Genomic DNA, 16,872 nt, shown 5'->3' on the forward strand with positions numbered 1-16,872 from the left:
GTAAACGGGAATCTTCGGCACTTTTTCTGACTGTTTGAAGCAAAATAAGTCACGTGTTTCAACAAAAAAGACGGCATCTCCTACAGAAAAACATCCTCAATACAACTCTCACAACCAACAAATGCAAAATTTAAACAGGCTCTTATTATCAAGCCATCGACAGCTCGATACTGTTTTCTTCCGCCATACGACGCATATTCAAGATCGCATAACGCATACGTCCCAAAGCCGTATTGATGCTTACACCTGTAATATCGGCAATTTCTTTAAAACTGAGATCTTGATAGTAACGCATTTCCAATACTTCGCGTTGGCTGTCGGGAAGGTGCTTCACCAACTTTTTCACATCAGACAATACCTGACGGCGTACGATGTTATCTTCGATCGTGCCGTCGCAAAGTTTGATATTATTGAATAGATCCACTTCCACTTCATCATTTGAAACCGTATTTTCACTGCGTTCCTGACGGAAGTTATCGATAATCAGGTTATGAGCAATGCGGGTAATCCATGCTTTAAACTTACCGTTTTCGGTATAACGGCCTTGTTTAATGGTCATAATCACCTTGACAAAAGTCTCCTGAAAGATATCTTCTGTGAGATCTTTGTTATGGACTATAAAGTAAATGTAGGAGTGTATGCTACTTTTGTAACGATTCAACAATACATCGAAAGCAGCATTATTACCTTCTGCATAAAGAACGACCAGCTCTTCGTCAGTCATCATTCTTAAAGTCTTCATTACTTCTATATTTTTAGTTTTTTCTTGAGTAATGTTTATGCTATAGGCAACGATATTTAAAATTGTTAGACAATAATATTATTTATATTTACAAAGGCAAAAGAACAAAAAGTATTTTAAATAGGCAAACATTTCCTTTATTTTTTGCAAAAAAATCCTCTATCCGTAAAAAGTTACACGGATAGAGGATTCACCTAACACCTATATTTATTAAAACTTATAACCTAACGTAAGAGCAACCTGGGTTGTGTTTGTTTTCAGACCGATCGCTTCTGAATCGACAAGCGTGTGAAGACCATTATTATCTTCTATAATAACTTTAGAAAACGTATAAGCATCTTCCTTATATTGGCGATATACACAGGCCAAATCCATATAAAAGTTAGGAGTGAAACGATATCCTAACCCCACCGAATAGGAAATTGTTCCTTTATCCAAAGTGTAATGGGCCACTGTCCCTGCCGGAAATACCTCAAAAGCCCCTTCTCTAAACTCCTTTTTCATCGGACTTGTCCGCCAGTTAGCACCGGCACGAACAGCGAATTGAGGAGTGATTTTCACTTCCGCCCCCAGTTTCAACGTATGGGCCAAACCGAAATCCTTCTGGATCAAATCATGGTTCAAAGCTTCATAATGCTCATATCCATACGGATCGGAAAGCTTCATATATTTATAATTTCCTAATTCATAATCCAAACTGATCAATGCTGTCTGCCCGATAATACCAGCCACACTAAAAATCCACTTGTCTGCTGTACGAAGTTTATAATTCGTATAAGGATACGGGCTGGCAGGAGTCTCTCCACTTACATCCGGATCCTCCGGATAGTTTTCATTATGCGTATCGGCATATCCCCAATAAGAGTCTGTCATCTTATACCAGATGGGAGAATTATAGGCAACCCCTAAACGCAGATAATCGGCAGGACGCACGATAACACCCAAATTAAATGAATATCCCGTACCATCCACTCTCAAAGTATTGCCCCAATCCAAATAATCCATACTGTTATCCGTATAGAGATAATTTTCAAAATAACTGGAAGACATACGGTAATTCAAATCTGTCACCGCAATCGTCGCACCGATGAAAACCCGATTCGAAATATTGGTTGCAAACGAAAAGTCATACTGGTCAATAGCGCCACTTTCACTCACATCTAAACCGACATCATCCGGACGACTGTCTGAATACCAATTCTGATTGTTCTGATCCCATTCTGCAAAAGCAGAGTGATAATAGGTATCATTCACGTTTGCCTGATTTGCACCGATCATCCCCGATTGATAAGCCAATCCCGACAACCATCCACCATTATAAGCACCTAACTTATCATATACCAAATCTGATTCGTTGTTGACCACACCGAACGGAGGCATTTCATTTTCTGGAATACCAAACCATTCACCGCTATTCCGATCCGTTCCGGCATAAGACGCCTTAGCTGCTGCATAATCAGCCAATGAGTAATTTTGAGTGCCACGCAAACGATAATTACGATTGAAATTTTTCACCCGATTGTAGGAAAAACCGACATTCCACCCGATCAAACCTTCATCGTTTCCAGTAGGAAAATATCCGACATAAGCAATGTTATCAAAATTAAACTTCGTCTTATTCGCATCCACCTTCGAACCGCCCCAATCCGATTTTGCCTTGATCGAAGACAGACTCAATGTAGTAACAATTTCTGAACTACGATAGATTCCTAAACCTGCCGGATTAGACGACATGGACGAAATATCTCCGCCCAATGCGCCAAAAGCGCCTCCCATGCCCAAATAACGTGCAGTACCATTCAACTCCGTTTGAGAATACCTGTAGGCATCCAACTCTCCTTGTGCAAATACAACGCCACTGCTCAACAGGGATGCAGAAACTAATAAGCATGCTATTCTATTCATCACTTTTTCTTTATATAAATCATACTTTATAGAGAAAGGGGCAAAACTGCCCCCTACTATTTCTTACTTCGCCAAACATTCCTATCCTTATCGACGCCCGCCGCTTCTGCTGCTACCACCTCCCGAACGGCTGCTACCTCCACCGAAGGAGCCCGAACGGTTGCTGCCACCACTACTTCTCGAAGGAGCATAAGTACTCCGAGAAGGGCTATAACTATTCTGGCTTCGTGACTGATAAGAGCGGCTGTTGCCATTGTCGATGCTGCTCCGGTTGCTGCTTCTCGAAGGCGCGTACAATTGCTGACGACTTGACGAACCCGAAATACGGGATCGGGAAGAAGAGCCGATTGTGCCCGAATCATTCCGACGATTCACACGGGTTCTCGTCGTAGTGCCAACAGATGAAGGTCGTGTTGAAACAGAGTTGTTACGGAGGGACGTGCCTTCTGAAGAAGCCGGACGTCCGGAGCGGGTACTGCGGTTAGGCGCCGCAATGCTGCTGTTATCCCCCCTTAGCGAAGTAACGGATCCGTTATAGCGATTACGCGTACCGGAACGATAGGTCGAACTACTGCTTCGCCCACCACTTCCTCTATAATTGCTTGCATAGGAAGAACGTCTTCCTGTCTCATTCCGATAATAATTCGGTTGATAATGATGGTGATGATGTCCCCAATAGCCACCCCAGTAGCCGCCACCCCAATAACCAGGTCCCCAATAACTCGGACCCCAGCCCCAAGACGGGCCCCAGTAGCCGGCATAGAAACCACCCCAACCCCAGCCGAAACCGAAGGATGGACCGTAGCCCCAATAGCGGGCCGGGCTGTAAATCCAAGGATCATACCAACCGCCGTACCAGCCACCATACCATCCGCTGTACCACGGATCATAGTAACCGCCCCAGCCATTGCCGATGTTCACATTGACACTTACGTTGGTACTGCCGTTGGAATAATCCGTATCGTAGCCATAAGCATAATATCCGTCACTCAGATACAGATCGACTTGGTCTGCTCCGGCAATCGTAATCTTGCTCGGCGAATGGTAACGGATGATACGCTCGGTATATTCCGTATCCGAACGACGTTCCTTTTTAGAATCGGAAGCGACTGTTTTTTCATTATCCATATCGTCGTTATATTCGGCCAAGACTTCACCGTCTGAATCTTCATCATACGGCTCCTCCACGTCAACCGAAGTATAGCGACGGTTATATTCATCTACATCTCGTTCTTCATCAGACACAGCACTTTTTCTTTTGCTGGTGTTGTATGTAGACGTCATCGTAGTACGTTCAGCATCCTCTTTAGGCTGTATAACCTTCTCTTCTGTTTTTTCTTTTTTATCTTTTTTGCTGGAAGAGAAATACACATCATCAAAGAACTCCTCCTGGGCTGCGGCACTGAAGCCTACCAAAAGCATCACCATCAAAGATGTTAATTTCATGGGTTTCATATTCGTTTCTCCTCTACTTTATAATATTTCTACTCTTTAGACTAAATACAGAGGGGTAAGTTTAATACCCTTTCTGCCTCACCAATAAAAACCATCCATTTTATTCACAAATATAGCTGTTTCCAAATAGTTTCCAAGCATTTATATATACTTTAACCATCCGAACAGCTTCATCGTCCAATAATCCCCATCATAGATAAGATGCTTTGGAAAAAAGAAACGCTGCACAACATACAGAAATGACCGTGTATCAAAAATGTCAAGACCACCCCATGTAAATAGGATTATATAAGACATGCATTTTGAAACAACATTTGCGGGTAATATATTTTTTCACCTTTCTACCCGCCAGGCAAAATACAGACTCTACTTACTAAATGATAAACGTGTAAAAAACAAATGTTATTTCACAGAGGCGCGTATCCGGCTAAGCGACTGCGGGGTAATTTGCAGGAATGAAGCAATATGCTTCAACGGGACCCGTTGGAAAAGGTCCGGGCGCGTACGCAACAAGGTCTCGTATTGCTCACGGACATCACTCCAACTGTCTCAATTTTCGGTTCCGCTTATATAACGCGACAACATATCCCGCATCCGCCCGATCGCTTTCTGTAACTGTACATCGACCGTATTGACGCTTATACCCAAATCTCTCGCGACCTCGGCATAAGACTGCTTTTCTTCACGTACACGGATAAATATTTCACGGCATCGCTCCGGCAGACGATCAAGGGCCTTGACATAATGGGCGAAAAGTTCCTCACTGACCAGGATGTCTTCCGGCGATTCACCGGAGATGGACACACCGTCAAAAGCATCCGCCGTCATGTCTTTCCGGCGTTGTTCCTTTTCGAGATAGTTCAGAGAGGCATTTTTTATCGTGACAAAGAAATAATCTTCCAAATTGGCTATATGGTGCAAAGACTCGCGACGTTCCCATATTTTCAGGAATACATCGAGGACAACCTCCTGTGCCCACTCTTCCGTATGCAGATAGTAGTAGGCAATACGAAAGAAACGGTCGAAACAAAGATTATAAAAGCTACGCAGAGCAGTCTGGGAATTCTCTTCTTCGATCCGCCTTAAATATTTCCTTATCTCCTGCTCTGTCATCGTCTCATCTTATAACCTGCGCAAAAATAGTCAAATTTTCAAACTATGTCCATCATTATAAAAAAATCCAGGGACGAAGCATAGGGTATTTGCCGGCTGAACCATCTTAGTAATACAAGCACAAATATTTACTTATTAAACTATATGAGATATGAAAGCGATGCATAAACAACTATGGGGATACTTGCTCATTACACTGTCGCTGGCGGGATTCACGCCTTTACAGGCACAAACGGATTCGGTTGACGAAGGGGGATACATCACGGTCAGTGGTATCGTAAAAGACAAAAAGAGCAAAAAGAGCCTGGAATATGTTAATATTTCTATTCCAGGCAGTACGACCGGCACGGTCACGAACGCCGACGGTGAGTTTTCTTTCAAGGTAAAAGATTCCATCCATGCCAAAGAAGTGGAGATTTCGCACCTCGGATATTTCAACAGTAAAATAGAACTCAACGGCAAGGATGTGGAAGAACAGACCGTGTGGCTGACCCCCTACACGAATATGCTCGACGAAGTTATCATCCATGCCCGCGATCCTCGTTACTTGGTGGAAGAAGCAATCAAAAAGATTCCGGCCAACTACAGTTCGAAGCATAGCCTCCTGACCGGATTCTATCGTGAAACGGCCCAGAAAGGGCGCCGGTATATCAACATCTCGGAAGCGGTGATCGATATCTACAAGACTTCTTATGACGAGGGAGTAGACCGCGATCGCGTACAGATATTCAAAGGGCGCAAGCTGCTCAGCCAGAAAGCGAGCGACACATTGGCCGTCAAACTGCTGGGAGGCCCGAACCTGTCCGTCTATGTGGACGTGGTGAAGAATCCGGATGTACTGCTCGACCTGGAAAGCCTGCCTTACTATAAATTTCGGATGGAAGAATCGACAACGATCAACGACCGGCCACAATACGTTATCAATTTCGAGCCGCAAGCCATATTACCGTATGCGCTTTATTATGGAAAACTATACATCGACAAGAAACGGCTCTCTTTCACGCGGGCCGAATTCTTTCTCGACATGAACGACCACAACAAGGCCACGCAGGCGATCCTCCGGAAAAAGCCGTTCGGGTTACGGTTCAAACCGGTCGAAGTCTCGTTCCTGGTCAACTACAAGGAACGCAATGGGCTGACTTATCTGAGCTACATCCGTAACGGCGTCCGCTTCAAATGCGACTGGAAACGCAAATTGTTCTCAACCAATTACACCATCCTTTCGGAGATGGTCGTAACAGATGGCAAGGAAAGCGGCATAAACACTATTCCCTACAAGATGGCATTCAGATCCAGCCAGTCCTTATCGGACAAGGTTTCCAATTTTGCCGATGAAAGTTTCTGGGGTTCCTACAATATCATCGAGCCGACAGAATCATTGGAACACGCTGTCAACAAACTGAAGAAGCAACATAGGTAATGTGCCAATTTGCCAATGAGCAGATTAATGTATAAATTAGCCACATTTCTCAATTGGCACATTGAATAATTATTAAACATGAAAGACCTGCTTACACTTACAAAGATCAAAAATGGAGACGTCAAAGCTTTTGAACAAGTATTCCGTCTGTATTATATGCCTCTTTGTATGTTTGCAGCCAGCATAACCGGAAGAATGGATATTGCGGAAGAGATCGTACAAGAATTATTCTATGTGTTTTGGAAGGAAAGGGAACGGTTACAATTGTTTCATACGATAAAAAGCTATTTGTATGGGGCCGTGCGTAACCAATCCCTCCAGTACTGGGAACACCAGGATGTACGCAACCGTTATCGGGATGCCATCCTCTCCCACCCGGATAAAGACGACACACCGGACGACCCACAGGAGCAGATCGAATACAAGGAACTGGAAGCTCTGGTAAACCGGACACTCGAAAAGCTTCCCGAACGTCGTCTCCGCATATTCCGGATGCATCGTTTCGAAGGAAAGAAATATGCGGAAATCGCATCCAACCTCTCCCTTTCAGTCAAAACAGTCGAGGCCGAAATGACGAAAGCACTCCGAACACTACGAGACGAATTAGAGATTTACATGAAATATGATTGAAACAGAAAGAAATAAAAGAAAAACAGACCGGGCCTGGAATACGTTGTACCAACGTCTGGATGAAGAAGGTTTGCTTTCGAGCAGACCGGCTTCGCCATTCAGAAGCCCTGCATGGAAAAGAGGAGTAGCCGCTGCTGCCGTCGCCCTTCTTTGCCTGCTTGTCTCTGTCACCTACCTGAACAGGTCTGGGCAGGATACCGATCCGAACCTGCTCACCCGTCAGAACAGTGAGACGGCAACGACATTGGTAACCACCCTTGAGGATGGTTCCGTGGTCTACCTGGCAGGAAATACTTCATTGAAGTTTCCTGAACATTTCTCATCCGACCGACGGAAAGTGAGCTTGCAAGGGAATGCCCTGTTCGATGTAACCGGCAACCACAAGCGGCCGTTCGTGATTGAAACCGAAGATACACGCATCGAAGTGTTAGGGACGGCCTTCAATGTGAAAAGTAACGATAGCACCCCTTTCGAACTGTCTGTACAGCGAGGGGAAGTAAAAGTGACGTTGAAGAAGGACGGACAGGACATCCATGTAAAAGCCGGGGAAACCGTCACGCTCCTCTCCCGAAGACTGCAATTGAGCATGACGCCCGATCCGGCACTATTCGACCGCTATACCAAACGAATCAGGTTCAAAGACGAAAAATTAGGCAATATCCTGCGGGTGATCAATCTGCAAAATCCGGATACCCGGTTGGAAACGACACCAGAGCTATGGAACCGGACGCTTACCGTCACCTTCTTCAATGATACACCCGAAGCGATGGCTGAACTGATCTGCCTTGCCCTCGATTTGAAGAAAACACGACAGGACAACATGATCCTTTTATTCAATTGACAATTAAATGTTATTTATATAGTGAAGCTAATGATTCAGATTTTTCGCCTTCTCTGTCTGTGCTTTTGGATGCTTTTGCTTCCGACAGGCCTGTTATGCGCAGAGGGAGGCGATGATGTTTTGGCCCGCATGATTCACTTATCCAAAGAAAAAAATACCGTCTACCGCCTGCTTGACAAAGTATCGGAACAAACCGGCTTTCTCTTTATCTATGACAGCAAGCTGATCGATAATGAAAAAACGGTACGCATCCCGAAAGGAGACTACACCATCCGGCAGGCAATTTACCTGATCACAGGAAACAAAGAACTGAGCTTGCGTGTGATAGGCGATCACATCCTGATCTCCGGGCCGCAACCTGCCAGGCAAACAGCCATTCCCGAGATCATTCCTCCAAAAGAGGCAGACAACCATTTTATTGTCAAAGGAATCCTACAAGACCAACAGACGAATGAACCGATCAAGGCGGGCACTATAGGAGTCCTTGCTACTTCAATCGGCAGCATCACCAATGCAAACGGGGAGTTCCGACTCACGCTGCCCGACTCGCTTCGCCGGTCTACGCTCTACTTCTCCCACTTAGGCTACGAACCCCGCAAGATAGAGGCCTCTCTTCTCGCCGGACAACACACGGTGATCACGCTCGATGCCAAAATAATCCCGATCCAAGAAGTCGTAGTGCGCATCGTCAACCCACTCCGCCTGCTTCGAGACATGAAAGAAAACATCCGGAAAAACTACCCGCAATCACCCGCTTACCTGACTACTTTCTACCGGGAAGGAATCGAACGAAAAAATAAATTCGTAGGATTGACGGAAGCTGTATTCAAAATTTACAAATCGGCCTACAAGCCCAATCCGGCACCGGACCAGGTCAAACTGCTCAAAATGCGCCGGATCATCAGCCAGCAGGAAAAAGACACGATCATCGCCCGGATGAAGTCGGGAATCAACGCCAGCCTGAGCCTGGACTTGATAAAAGAATTGCCTGACTTCCTTCTGATAGATGAAAAGATAGAGTCTTATATGTATGCATCTTCCGATATCGCCGTGATCGACGACCGGTTAGCCCATGTGATCTATTTCGAACAAAAAGGAAACATCAACTCCGCCCTTTACCGGGGAGAACTGTATATCGACACGGAAAACAACGCATTGCTCCGCGCCCATTTCGAAATCAACCCCAAATACATTAAACAGGCTACCGGGATGCTGGTGGAGAAAAAGAGTCGCAACCTAAAGATCACTCCCCAAAAAGTGATCTATACCGTAACATACAAACCTTACAACGGCCAATATTACATCAACCATGTCCGAGGCGACCTCTTTTTCAGGATAAAGAAAAGGAAACAACTGTTCGGAACTTTCCCATTGCATACCTGGTTCGAGATGGTTACCTGCAAAATAGACACGAACCGAGTAAGCCGCTTTGCCCGTAGCGAAGCATTACCGACACGGACAATCTTTGCGGAAACCCGATTTACTTACGATGAAAAGTTCTGGGGCAACTTCAACATGATCCCACCTGAAGAAAAACTCAATGATGCGATTGGGAAAATATCGTCAAAAATAGAAGAAACGGAAGAGTAACCCTCTAAAAATCATAAAGAGGACCTTTTCTCAAAGGTCCTCTTTATAGGTTTTAATAGGTATTAGTCTTTAAGGCAAAAAGATTGTTTAGGTTATCTGCTTACAAAGATGAGGCATTTTAAATTACTGAACAAATAAAAAAAGATATTATAAAACACATTTTTAAGATTATCGAAACTTATTTGCAGCTTCTTCTATTTTTTAACAATATAGGACTGCTGTCGAAATACTGGTTCAGAGACATTAAAACCACCTCATATCTTTGATTATGAAGCAAATTAATACATAATATTTTTATTTCACAACAAAAAAGTTCATTTTTACGATAGATCCTCCCCTGATCTTTGTTTTAAATACATACAAACAGTTACAGATATTTTTAATATTTCAATACATTAAGTACCGCTTCGGAACCCGATTTTTTCAGTAAATTTGCACCTTGTACCGAGGTGACATTAGGTGCAGGCATAATATTCTAAAACAGTTTTATCGTATGTATACCGTTATCAAACGTATGGAGATTTCGGCAGCTCACAGTCTGTCGCTTTCCTATCCGAGCAAATGCGAATATCTGCATGGTCACAACTGGATTATCACCGTGCATTGCCGTTCCAAAGAATTAAACACAGATGGCATGGTGATCGATTTCACCCATATCAAGCAGGTCGTAAAAGATCAGCTCGATCACCGGAACCTCAACGAGGTGCTCCCTTTTAACCCGACAGCCGAGAATATCGCCCGGTGGATATGCGACCAGCTTCCCACCTGCTACAAAGTAGAAGTTCAGGAATCAGAAGGAAACACGGCAATCTATGAGAAAGATTAACGAGATATTCTACAGTCTCCAAGGAGAAGGTTTCCATACGGGTACGCCTGCCGTTTTCGTCCGCTTCTCCGGATGCAACCTGAAATGCAGTTTTTGTGATACCCGACACGAGGAAGGGATCTTGATGTCTGATGAAGATATTTTACAAGCTATTTCAGCCTTTCCTTCAAATGTCGTTATCTTGACAGGAGGCGAACCTTCGCTCTGGATCGACCAGACTTTTATCGATCTGCTACACATGGCAGGAAAATATATTTGCATCGAGACTAACGGGACAAACCCGTTGCCGGAAGGCATCGACTGGGTGACCTGTTCCCCGAAAGGGTTTCCCTTGAGGCTGACACATATAGATGAGATCAAAGTGGTCTATACAGGACAGGACCTGACGGAATACGCCGGTTTGAAAGCAACCTGGCATTTCCTCCAACCCTGTTCCTGCCTGAATACAAAAGAGGTGGTAGAGTACATCCTCCACCACCCCCAATGGCACCTCAGCTTGCAAACGCACAAACTTATTGATATCAGTTGAAAGGTGAAAGTTATAAAGAGACGTAAAATTAACTTTCACCTTTCAACTATACCGAGCTTCCATCCCGCGAACCTCATCATTCACCCGTCCATTGTCATAGGCCAGTTGCCCGTTGACGAATGTTTTCCAAACGGCATGATGGAATGTATAGCCTTCGAAAGGAGACCAACCGCATTTATACAGTATATTTTCTTTTGCCACTGTCCAGGTTTCTTTCGGATCGACCAAGACAAGGTCGGCATAATAACCTGGACGGATATAGCCACGGCGATCCACGCGGAAAAGTTCTGAAGGCATGTGAGCCATCTTTTCCACCACTTTTTCATAAGTGAAACGGCCTTCCATCGCCAATTCCAGCATAACAATAAGCGAATGCTGGATCAGCGGACCTCCGGAAGCGGCTTTCAGGCAACTTCCCTCCTTTTCGGAAAGGAGATGCGGGGCATGGTCGGTCGCCACAATATCGATCGTGTTGTTATTAACGGCTTCACGCAGTGCCGTACGGTCTGCCAGCGTCTTAATCGACGGGTTCCATTTGATACGGTTTCCGAACTGTTCATAATCGCCATCGTAAAACCAAAGATGATGCACACATACTTCACCTGTGATCTTCTTTTCACTAATCGGAAGCTTATTACTCAACAAAGAAAGTTCTTTTGCTGTCGAAAGATGCAGAATATGCAGACGGGAACCGAGACGGGTAGCCAGTTCAACTGCCTCGGACGAGGAAGCATAGCAGGCTTCCTCGCTACGGATCTTACTATGGAAGGAGATATCCAGGTCGTCACCGTGCAAGCCCGTATAATGAGCGATGTTCCGTTTGATGACCTCCTCCTTTTCAGCATGGATAGCGATAAGCATCCCGGCTTCGCCGAAAATACGTTCCAGGCTATCCTTCTTATCGACCAACATATTACCGGTGGAAGAACCGAGAAAGAGTTTCAGACCCGGCACACGGCTACGATCCAGTTTACGGATTTCATCCATATTGTCGTTCGTCCCGCCGAAGAAGAAGGAATAGTTAGCAACCGACATTTCAGCTCCCCGTTGCAATTTCCATTCCAGATCGGCAAGAGTTGTCGTCTGAGGCTTCGTATTCGGCATATCCATGAAGGTAGTCACCCCACCAGCTACGGCAGCACGGCTTTCGCTGGCGATATCGCCTTTATGCGTCAATCCCGGTTCACGGAAATGCACCTGATCGTCGATAGCACCCGGAAGCAAGTATTTACCTGTAGCATCTATCACGGTCGCATCACCGGACTCAGCCGGAATTGTCCCTTCATATACTGCGGCAATCTTATCATCTTCGATCAGTACCGAACCGGTGAAGGTGCGGCCTTCGTTAATGATAGTGGCGTTTTTTATCAGCGTTCTATTCATATTTCTTTTATTTTAGTCGTGACAAAGGTACGAAATTCTCCAGTTTTAATATTCCCAAAGAAGACGGGATATGGAAATCCGGTTCGGCAGCATCAGGGACGATCCAGGATGACCAGATCACGCGCTCCCCGGCATCGTCGAAATAATCGGCCCGGTAAACACCCATGCGGATTTCACCTTCCGGAGAAATCAACCCTAATTTTCTTAGCGTCTTCAACGAAATGCTCCCTTCCACACGGTAAGAATCTTTGCCGACGGAAGTTGCCAACTTCAGATCCTTGAAGTTCCAGTTAAAATCAAACTTACGATAGTTATGCGCTTCATAATCCATCACTTTCCCCTTCGGATCGATCTCCGCACAATAATACGTCTTCATCTCCGAATCCTTGCTCATAAAAAACTCGATCCGGTCTCCATTACCGACAGAAGCCTCCGTCTTCTCGTCATTATAAACCAAAGTAGTATCAGACACCTCATACAGGAAATACAGGTTCTTTTGATCATGACAGGCATAAAAAGCGGTTTTGTCTTTTTCCGCCCCGTCCCAGGGAGCGATTAGACCAGTTACAGCCGAGACGTTTTTCCAGTCGTCTTGTTTACCATCCACTTTGATTCCTTTGGAAAAAGGAGCACTGATAAACGGTTGGGCAGAAATGCTTTTTCCCGGTTCATGACAGGGAGGGAAGACGATCTTCACATCCTTCCCATTCATTTTGAGCGACAGGGAATGTTGCTTGTGTGTCGGATCGGCAGCTTCGATCAACCAATTTCCATTATGCAGACGGAACATATAAATACCCGGAGTCTGTAAATCGACCTGCAAGTCTTTTTGCAAGTTTACTACCTGCGGCTCATACGCCGTCACATAAAAACAGTTGCCGGCAGCAACAGCCTGAATGGATGTGTCATTCCGGATCACCCGGATATCCTGTACTGCAAAAGCTGCGGTTTTTTCGGCGGTAGAAGCTGGAAGGATCAAATATTGGTAATCGGCGTTATCCTCTCTTCCATGATCGATATAGAGACTAACAATCTCTCCTTCTACCATTTTAGGAGCATATGATCCCATAAAATCACACCAGCGCCCGGATCGCTTTTCCGAAATGGCCACATAGGCGGAAGGTTGTAACAGAATATACCCTGTGTTATCATGGAAGAAACGTTGTTCCTCCGGAGAAGAAACATACTTTCCCTGTACCGGCAACCAATTACCATCGGCATATCGGAGCAAATCGCCCCGTTTCACCCGCTGGTCTACAGATGTCGTAACCGCCAAAATGCTGTCCGAACGAATCCCGGCACCTAAGCAAAGGACATAATCGCGGGTAAAGATCCAGGACTTGTGCGCCTGCAAACCATCCCGATCCAAGACCATTGCCGTCATTCCGGTTTCACCATCCGTCACACCTCCGACAAAGGCAGTCTTATTCCTCACATGCGCCCCATAATTGAAAAAAGCAGGAACGGGAGCCTCGCTCTCATAAGCGGTAATGCCTGGAATCTTCCGCCAGTCCCAGAAAGGAAAAATATTCAGATACTCGTCACCACGACAGTACGTATAAAGAGCACCGTCGCCCATATAAAAGCCTTTCAAATTATCTTCGTTCACCAACTCCGTGCCGATCACCCGGTCAGAGGCCATCTTGACCGAAGCCATCCAGGTGGAGAAACGATGAACGGTCTGATCAGAATCCCAGAAATGTTTATGCCCGATGAAAGCACTACCTTTTCTTTCGGGAGCATAGTTATCTTTCAGGAACTCATTCATCTGCCGGATATCTTCAGCGGAACTGCCACGCATCAGGGCATTTGTGGCAAAAGCCAGACTGAATGCCTTGTGTATCTGCCCGCTATGAAACAATTGCCGGTCCAGAGCATTGACATCCATATACCCTTTCCAGACAATCCAACGATAGCCGTTCAGAAGGAAAGAATTCAAAATTCCCTGTTGTTCCTTGTTCAGGGCAAAAACGGTTCCCGCAAACAGGCCGGAATAAGAACTCATCTCCGTCAGGAAAGCCAATCCGTAGTTTCCGAATTGTTGCTGCGGTCCGTGCTGATGAAAGCTCCAGTCGCTTTTGATCCCTTCCTGCATACCAGTCGTAATCTCGGATACAATAGTATCACGGGCAGCCTTTACCAATTCGAAATCATCCTGCAACAGTCCACGCATCAACACATTCCCGGCAAGCCAGACTTTATTCTGTCCTGTCATGCCGAACTTGGCATTTTCCATCACCTCGATGGCGGCTTCCTTTTCCTCCGGGTTCAATTGTTCTTTCATTAGGAGGAAAGCTGGTCCCAATGTCTTGGGAACACCGATCTGGTTATACCACCAGTTCTTACAGACCGGTTTCTCCCGGAACCAGTAGCCCAATGCCAGGTGAATGACCGATTCGAGCTTCGGTTCCCAATGACAATCGCCCTCTTCAGCCCTGTACAGCTTGGCTAGTCCCAGCACCCGGTCGGCATGTTCCTTGACAGACCAGCCCGATCGTTTCTGGTCGTTATAGTTAATATCCGGCCAGGAACCGTCTTCTCGGATCGTTTCCATATATCCCGCTATTTTCTCCACGTTGAAAGGATAACGCTGGTGGAGTTCAACGACAACCTGATCGGATATTTCCATTTCAGGCTGTATACCTGACAAGAGTTCCACCAATGAAGCCATCCGGTCGTCATTCGATATAAAAGACTGGATATAGTTTTGTTGAAGCCGTTCCAATTCCTGTTGCGGTGTCTGTGCAAACAATGGAACCGCCACAAAAGAGAGTAGAAAAAAAGAGACTTTATTTCGTAAATTCATGGTATATATTATAGATTATTCATACAACTAATCCGCAGCCCAATTCAAGCTCCTACCGACCGCTTTATGCCATTCGGTAAGCAAAGTCTCGGCCGTTTCTTCATGCATTTCAGCACTAAAGATATTATCCAAGGACCACTGTTCTTTCAGTTCATCCACATCTTTCCAGTAACCGATCGCCAACCCTGCCAGATAGGCGGCACCCAAAGCCGTTGTTTCAAGGACACGAGGACGAACCACCGGACAACGACAGATATCCGCCTGGAATTGCATCAGGAAGTTATTAGCAATCGCTCCACCATCCACACGGATCTCTTTCGGCTTGGCATGTATATCGTTTTCCATAGCCATCAAGACATCGTAGACCTGATAGCAAATACCTTCCAAGGCGGCACGGGTCAGATGGGCTGTACTTGTTCCGCGCGTGATTCCGATGATGACTCCACGGGCATACTGGTCCCAGTAAGGAGCTCCCAACCCGGTCAGCGCCGGAACAAAATAGACACCTCCGTTATCCGGCACGGAATTGGCCAGCTGCTCCGTGATAGCGGCACTCTGTATCAATCCTAACTCGTCACGCAACCATTGAACGACCGCACCACCGACAAAAACACTTCCTTCCAACGCATACGTCACTTTCCCATCCAGTTTCCAGGCAATAGTCGTCAACAAATTATTTTTAGATAAAACAGGCTTGCTTCCAGTATTCAGAATCATAAAGCATCCTGTTCCGTAAGTCGTTTTAATCATACCGATATCCGTACACAATTGTCCGAACAGGGCGGCTTGCTGATCACCGGCCATTCCCGAAACCGGGATACCGGTCTTAAATATCGGGGTGGAAGTCTCGCAATACACTTCGCTACTACTTTTCACTTCCGGCATCATGGATGCCGGAATTTGGAAAAGGTCAAGCAGTTCCTTATCCCATTCCTGCGTATGAATATTGAACAACATCGTACGGGAGGCATTCGTAATATCCGTAATAAATTCGTTTCCGCGGGTCAGTTTCCAAACCAACCAGGAATCGACCGTACCGAAACAAAGCTCCCCACGCTCGGCACGTTCCCGGACACCCTTCACATGATCAAGAATCCAACGTATCTTCGTAGCAGAAAAATAAGCATCGATCACCAATCCGGTCTTCTGCTGGATCAGAGAGGCATACCCCTTTGTTTTCAATTCTTCGCAATAGTCTGCCGTACGTCTGTCCTGCCAAACAATGGCGTTATAGACAGGGAAGCCGGTCTCCCGGTCCCATATTATCGTCGTTTCACGCTGGTTGGCAATACCGATACAGGCAATATGCATATCCGTCACATCCGCTTTAGCCATAGCCTCCTTGATGGCAGACGATTGTGTGTACCAAATCTCGTTCGGGTCATGTTCCACCCAGCCAGGCTTAGGGAAATACTGCTGGAATGTTTTCTGCGCTAGTGTGATGATATTGCCCTGATGGCTGAAAAGGATGGCTCTCGAAGAGGTCGTGCCCTGGTCGATAGCCAGCACATATTTATTTCTGAAATTCATATCTTTCGTCTCATTAGATTATTTTAATATAATGGGATACTACCCGGTTAAAGTCTTTCAACCGGACGGTCTACCATGTTTTATCTTTTCCCCGTTCCATAT

At 45.6% G+C, this 16,872-nt stretch carries 13 protein-coding genes and 1 pseudogene; 6 read left to right on the top strand and 8 right to left on the bottom strand.

Translation table 11 applies throughout. The features are described from left to right. Positions 1–148: 148 nt before the first annotated feature. The 5 genes and pseudogenes from KTG12_RS17485 to KTG12_RS17500 form a co-directional block, all read right to left on the bottom strand. Positions 149–742, bottom strand: coding sequence for an RNA polymerase sigma factor (locus KTG12_RS17485; RefSeq protein WP_005635085.1), 594 nt, complete (start codon positions 740–742; stop codon positions 149–151). Between the two features lie 210 nt (positions 743–952). Then, positions 953–2,647 carry an OmpP1/FadL family transporter gene (locus KTG12_RS17490; protein WP_022321506.1) on the bottom strand — a complete coding sequence of 565 codons (1,695 nt, stop codon included), beginning with the start codon at positions 2,645–2,647 and terminating at the stop codon, positions 953–955. A gap of 87 nt (positions 2,648–2,734) precedes the next feature. Then, the gene (locus tag KTG12_RS17495) at positions 2,735–4,093 is read right to left on the bottom strand and encodes a hypothetical protein (protein ID WP_022321505.1); all 1,359 of its coding nucleotides are present in this window, start codon (positions 4,091–4,093) and stop codon (positions 2,735–2,737) included. A gap of 411 nt (positions 4,094–4,504) precedes the next feature. Continuing rightward, positions 4,505–4,651: pseudogene (locus KTG12_RS21875) on the bottom strand (cAMP-binding protein); the annotation flags it as partial. After that, positions 4,652–5,215 carry an RNA polymerase sigma-70 factor gene (locus KTG12_RS17500; protein WP_022321504.1) on the bottom strand — a complete coding sequence of 188 codons (564 nt, stop codon included), beginning with the start codon at positions 5,213–5,215 and terminating at the stop codon, positions 4,652–4,654. A 151-nt stretch (positions 5,216–5,366) separates the two neighbouring features. Here KTG12_RS17500 and KTG12_RS17505 point away from each other — a divergent pair, with 151 nt between their 5' ends. The 6 genes from KTG12_RS17505 (at position 5,367) to KTG12_RS17530 (ending at position 11,051) form a co-directional block, all read left to right on the top strand. After that, positions 5,367–6,635, top strand: a complete 1,269-nt coding sequence (locus KTG12_RS17505) for a carboxypeptidase-like regulatory domain-containing protein (protein ID WP_138272984.1) — start codon at positions 5,367–5,369, stop codon at positions 6,633–6,635. 78 nt (positions 6,636–6,713) lie between these two features. Further along, positions 6,714–7,265: an RNA polymerase sigma-70 factor gene (locus tag KTG12_RS17510; protein ID WP_005635095.1), complete on the top strand. Its 552-nt coding sequence runs from the start codon at positions 6,714–6,716 to the stop codon at positions 7,263–7,265. After that, complete coding sequence (locus KTG12_RS17515) at positions 7,258–8,106, top strand: FecR family protein (RefSeq protein WP_155144271.1); 849 nt, start codon at positions 7,258–7,260, stop codon at positions 8,104–8,106. The genes KTG12_RS17510 and KTG12_RS17515 overlap by 8 nt, the downstream gene beginning before the upstream one ends. Before the next feature lie 30 nt (positions 8,107–8,136). Beyond that, on the top strand, positions 8,137–9,696 hold the full coding sequence (locus KTG12_RS17520) for an STN and carboxypeptidase regulatory-like domain-containing protein (protein ID WP_155144273.1): 1,560 nt from the start codon (positions 8,137–8,139) through the stop codon (positions 9,694–9,696). 493 nt (positions 9,697–10,189) lie between these two features. After that, positions 10,190–10,522, top strand: coding sequence for a 6-carboxytetrahydropterin synthase QueD (queD, locus tag KTG12_RS17525; protein WP_005635104.1), 333 nt, complete (start codon positions 10,190–10,192; stop codon positions 10,520–10,522). After that, positions 10,509–11,051, top strand: coding sequence for a radical SAM protein (locus KTG12_RS17530; RefSeq protein WP_005635107.1), 543 nt, complete (start codon positions 10,509–10,511; stop codon positions 11,049–11,051). Before queD ends, KTG12_RS17530 begins: the two co-directional genes overlap by 14 nt. 42 nt (positions 11,052–11,093) lie before the next feature. On the opposite strand, the gene KTG12_RS17535 is transcribed toward KTG12_RS17530, so the two are convergent. Genes KTG12_RS17535 through glpK form a run of 3 tightly spaced genes read right to left on the bottom strand, consistent with a single transcriptional unit; the run spans position 11,094 to position 16,770 of the window. Continuing rightward, positions 11,094–12,434, bottom strand: coding sequence for a dihydroorotase (locus tag KTG12_RS17535; RefSeq protein WP_005635110.1), 1,341 nt, complete (start codon positions 12,432–12,434; stop codon positions 11,094–11,096). 7 nt (positions 12,435–12,441) lie between these two features. After that, a complete protein-coding gene (locus tag KTG12_RS17540) occupies positions 12,442–15,240 on the bottom strand; it encodes a polysaccharide lyase family 8 super-sandwich domain-containing protein (protein ID WP_022321500.1) in 2,799 nt (932 codons plus the stop codon). A 27-nt stretch (positions 15,241–15,267) separates the two neighbouring features. Further along, positions 15,268–16,770, bottom strand: coding sequence for a glycerol kinase GlpK (gene glpK, locus KTG12_RS17545; protein WP_022321499.1), 1,503 nt, complete (start codon positions 16,768–16,770; stop codon positions 15,268–15,270). Between the last annotated feature and the right edge of the window lie 102 nt (positions 16,771–16,872).

Source organism: Parabacteroides sp. MSK.9.14 (genome assembly GCF_019041495.1).
Classification (GTDB): domain Bacteria; phylum Bacteroidota; class Bacteroidia; order Bacteroidales; family Tannerellaceae; genus Parabacteroides; species Parabacteroides merdae.

Bases quoted from the DNA above. Each gene is read 5' to 3' on its own strand.
- KTG12_RS17485 (WP_005635085.1), bottom strand. From the start codon at position 742: ATGAAGACTTTAAGAATGATGACTGACGAAGAGCTGGTCGTTCTTTAT.
- KTG12_RS17490 (WP_022321506.1), bottom strand. From the start codon at position 2,647: ATGAATAGAATAGCATGCTTATTAGTTTCTGCATCCCTGTTGAGCAGT.
- KTG12_RS17495 (WP_022321505.1), bottom strand. From the start codon at position 4,093: ATGAAATTAACATCTTTGATGGTGATGCTTTTGGTAGGCTTCAGTGCC.
- KTG12_RS17500 (WP_022321504.1), bottom strand. From the start codon at position 5,215: ATGACAGAGCAGGAGATAAGGAAATATTTAAGGCGGATCGAAGAAGAG.
- KTG12_RS17505 (WP_138272984.1), top strand. From the start codon at position 5,367: ATGAAAGCGATGCATAAACAACTATGGGGATACTTGCTCATTACACTG.
- KTG12_RS17510 (WP_005635095.1), top strand. From the start codon at position 6,714: ATGAAAGACCTGCTTACACTTACAAAGATCAAAAATGGAGACGTCAAA.
- KTG12_RS17515 (WP_155144271.1), top strand. From the start codon at position 7,258: ATGATTGAAACAGAAAGAAATAAAAGAAAAACAGACCGGGCCTGGAAT.
- KTG12_RS17520 (WP_155144273.1), top strand. From the start codon at position 8,137: ATGATTCAGATTTTTCGCCTTCTCTGTCTGTGCTTTTGGATGCTTTTG.
- queD (WP_005635104.1), top strand. From the start codon at position 10,190: ATGTATACCGTTATCAAACGTATGGAGATTTCGGCAGCTCACAGTCTG.
- KTG12_RS17530 (WP_005635107.1), top strand. From the start codon at position 10,509: ATGAGAAAGATTAACGAGATATTCTACAGTCTCCAAGGAGAAGGTTTC.
- KTG12_RS17535 (WP_005635110.1), bottom strand. From the start codon at position 12,434: ATGAATAGAACGCTGATAAAAAACGCCACTATCATTAACGAAGGCCGC.
- KTG12_RS17540 (WP_022321500.1), bottom strand. From the start codon at position 15,240: ATGAATTTACGAAATAAAGTCTCTTTTTTTCTACTCTCTTTTGTGGCG.
- glpK (WP_022321499.1), bottom strand. From the start codon at position 16,770: ATGAATTTCAGAAATAAATATGTGCTGGCTATCGACCAGGGCACGACC.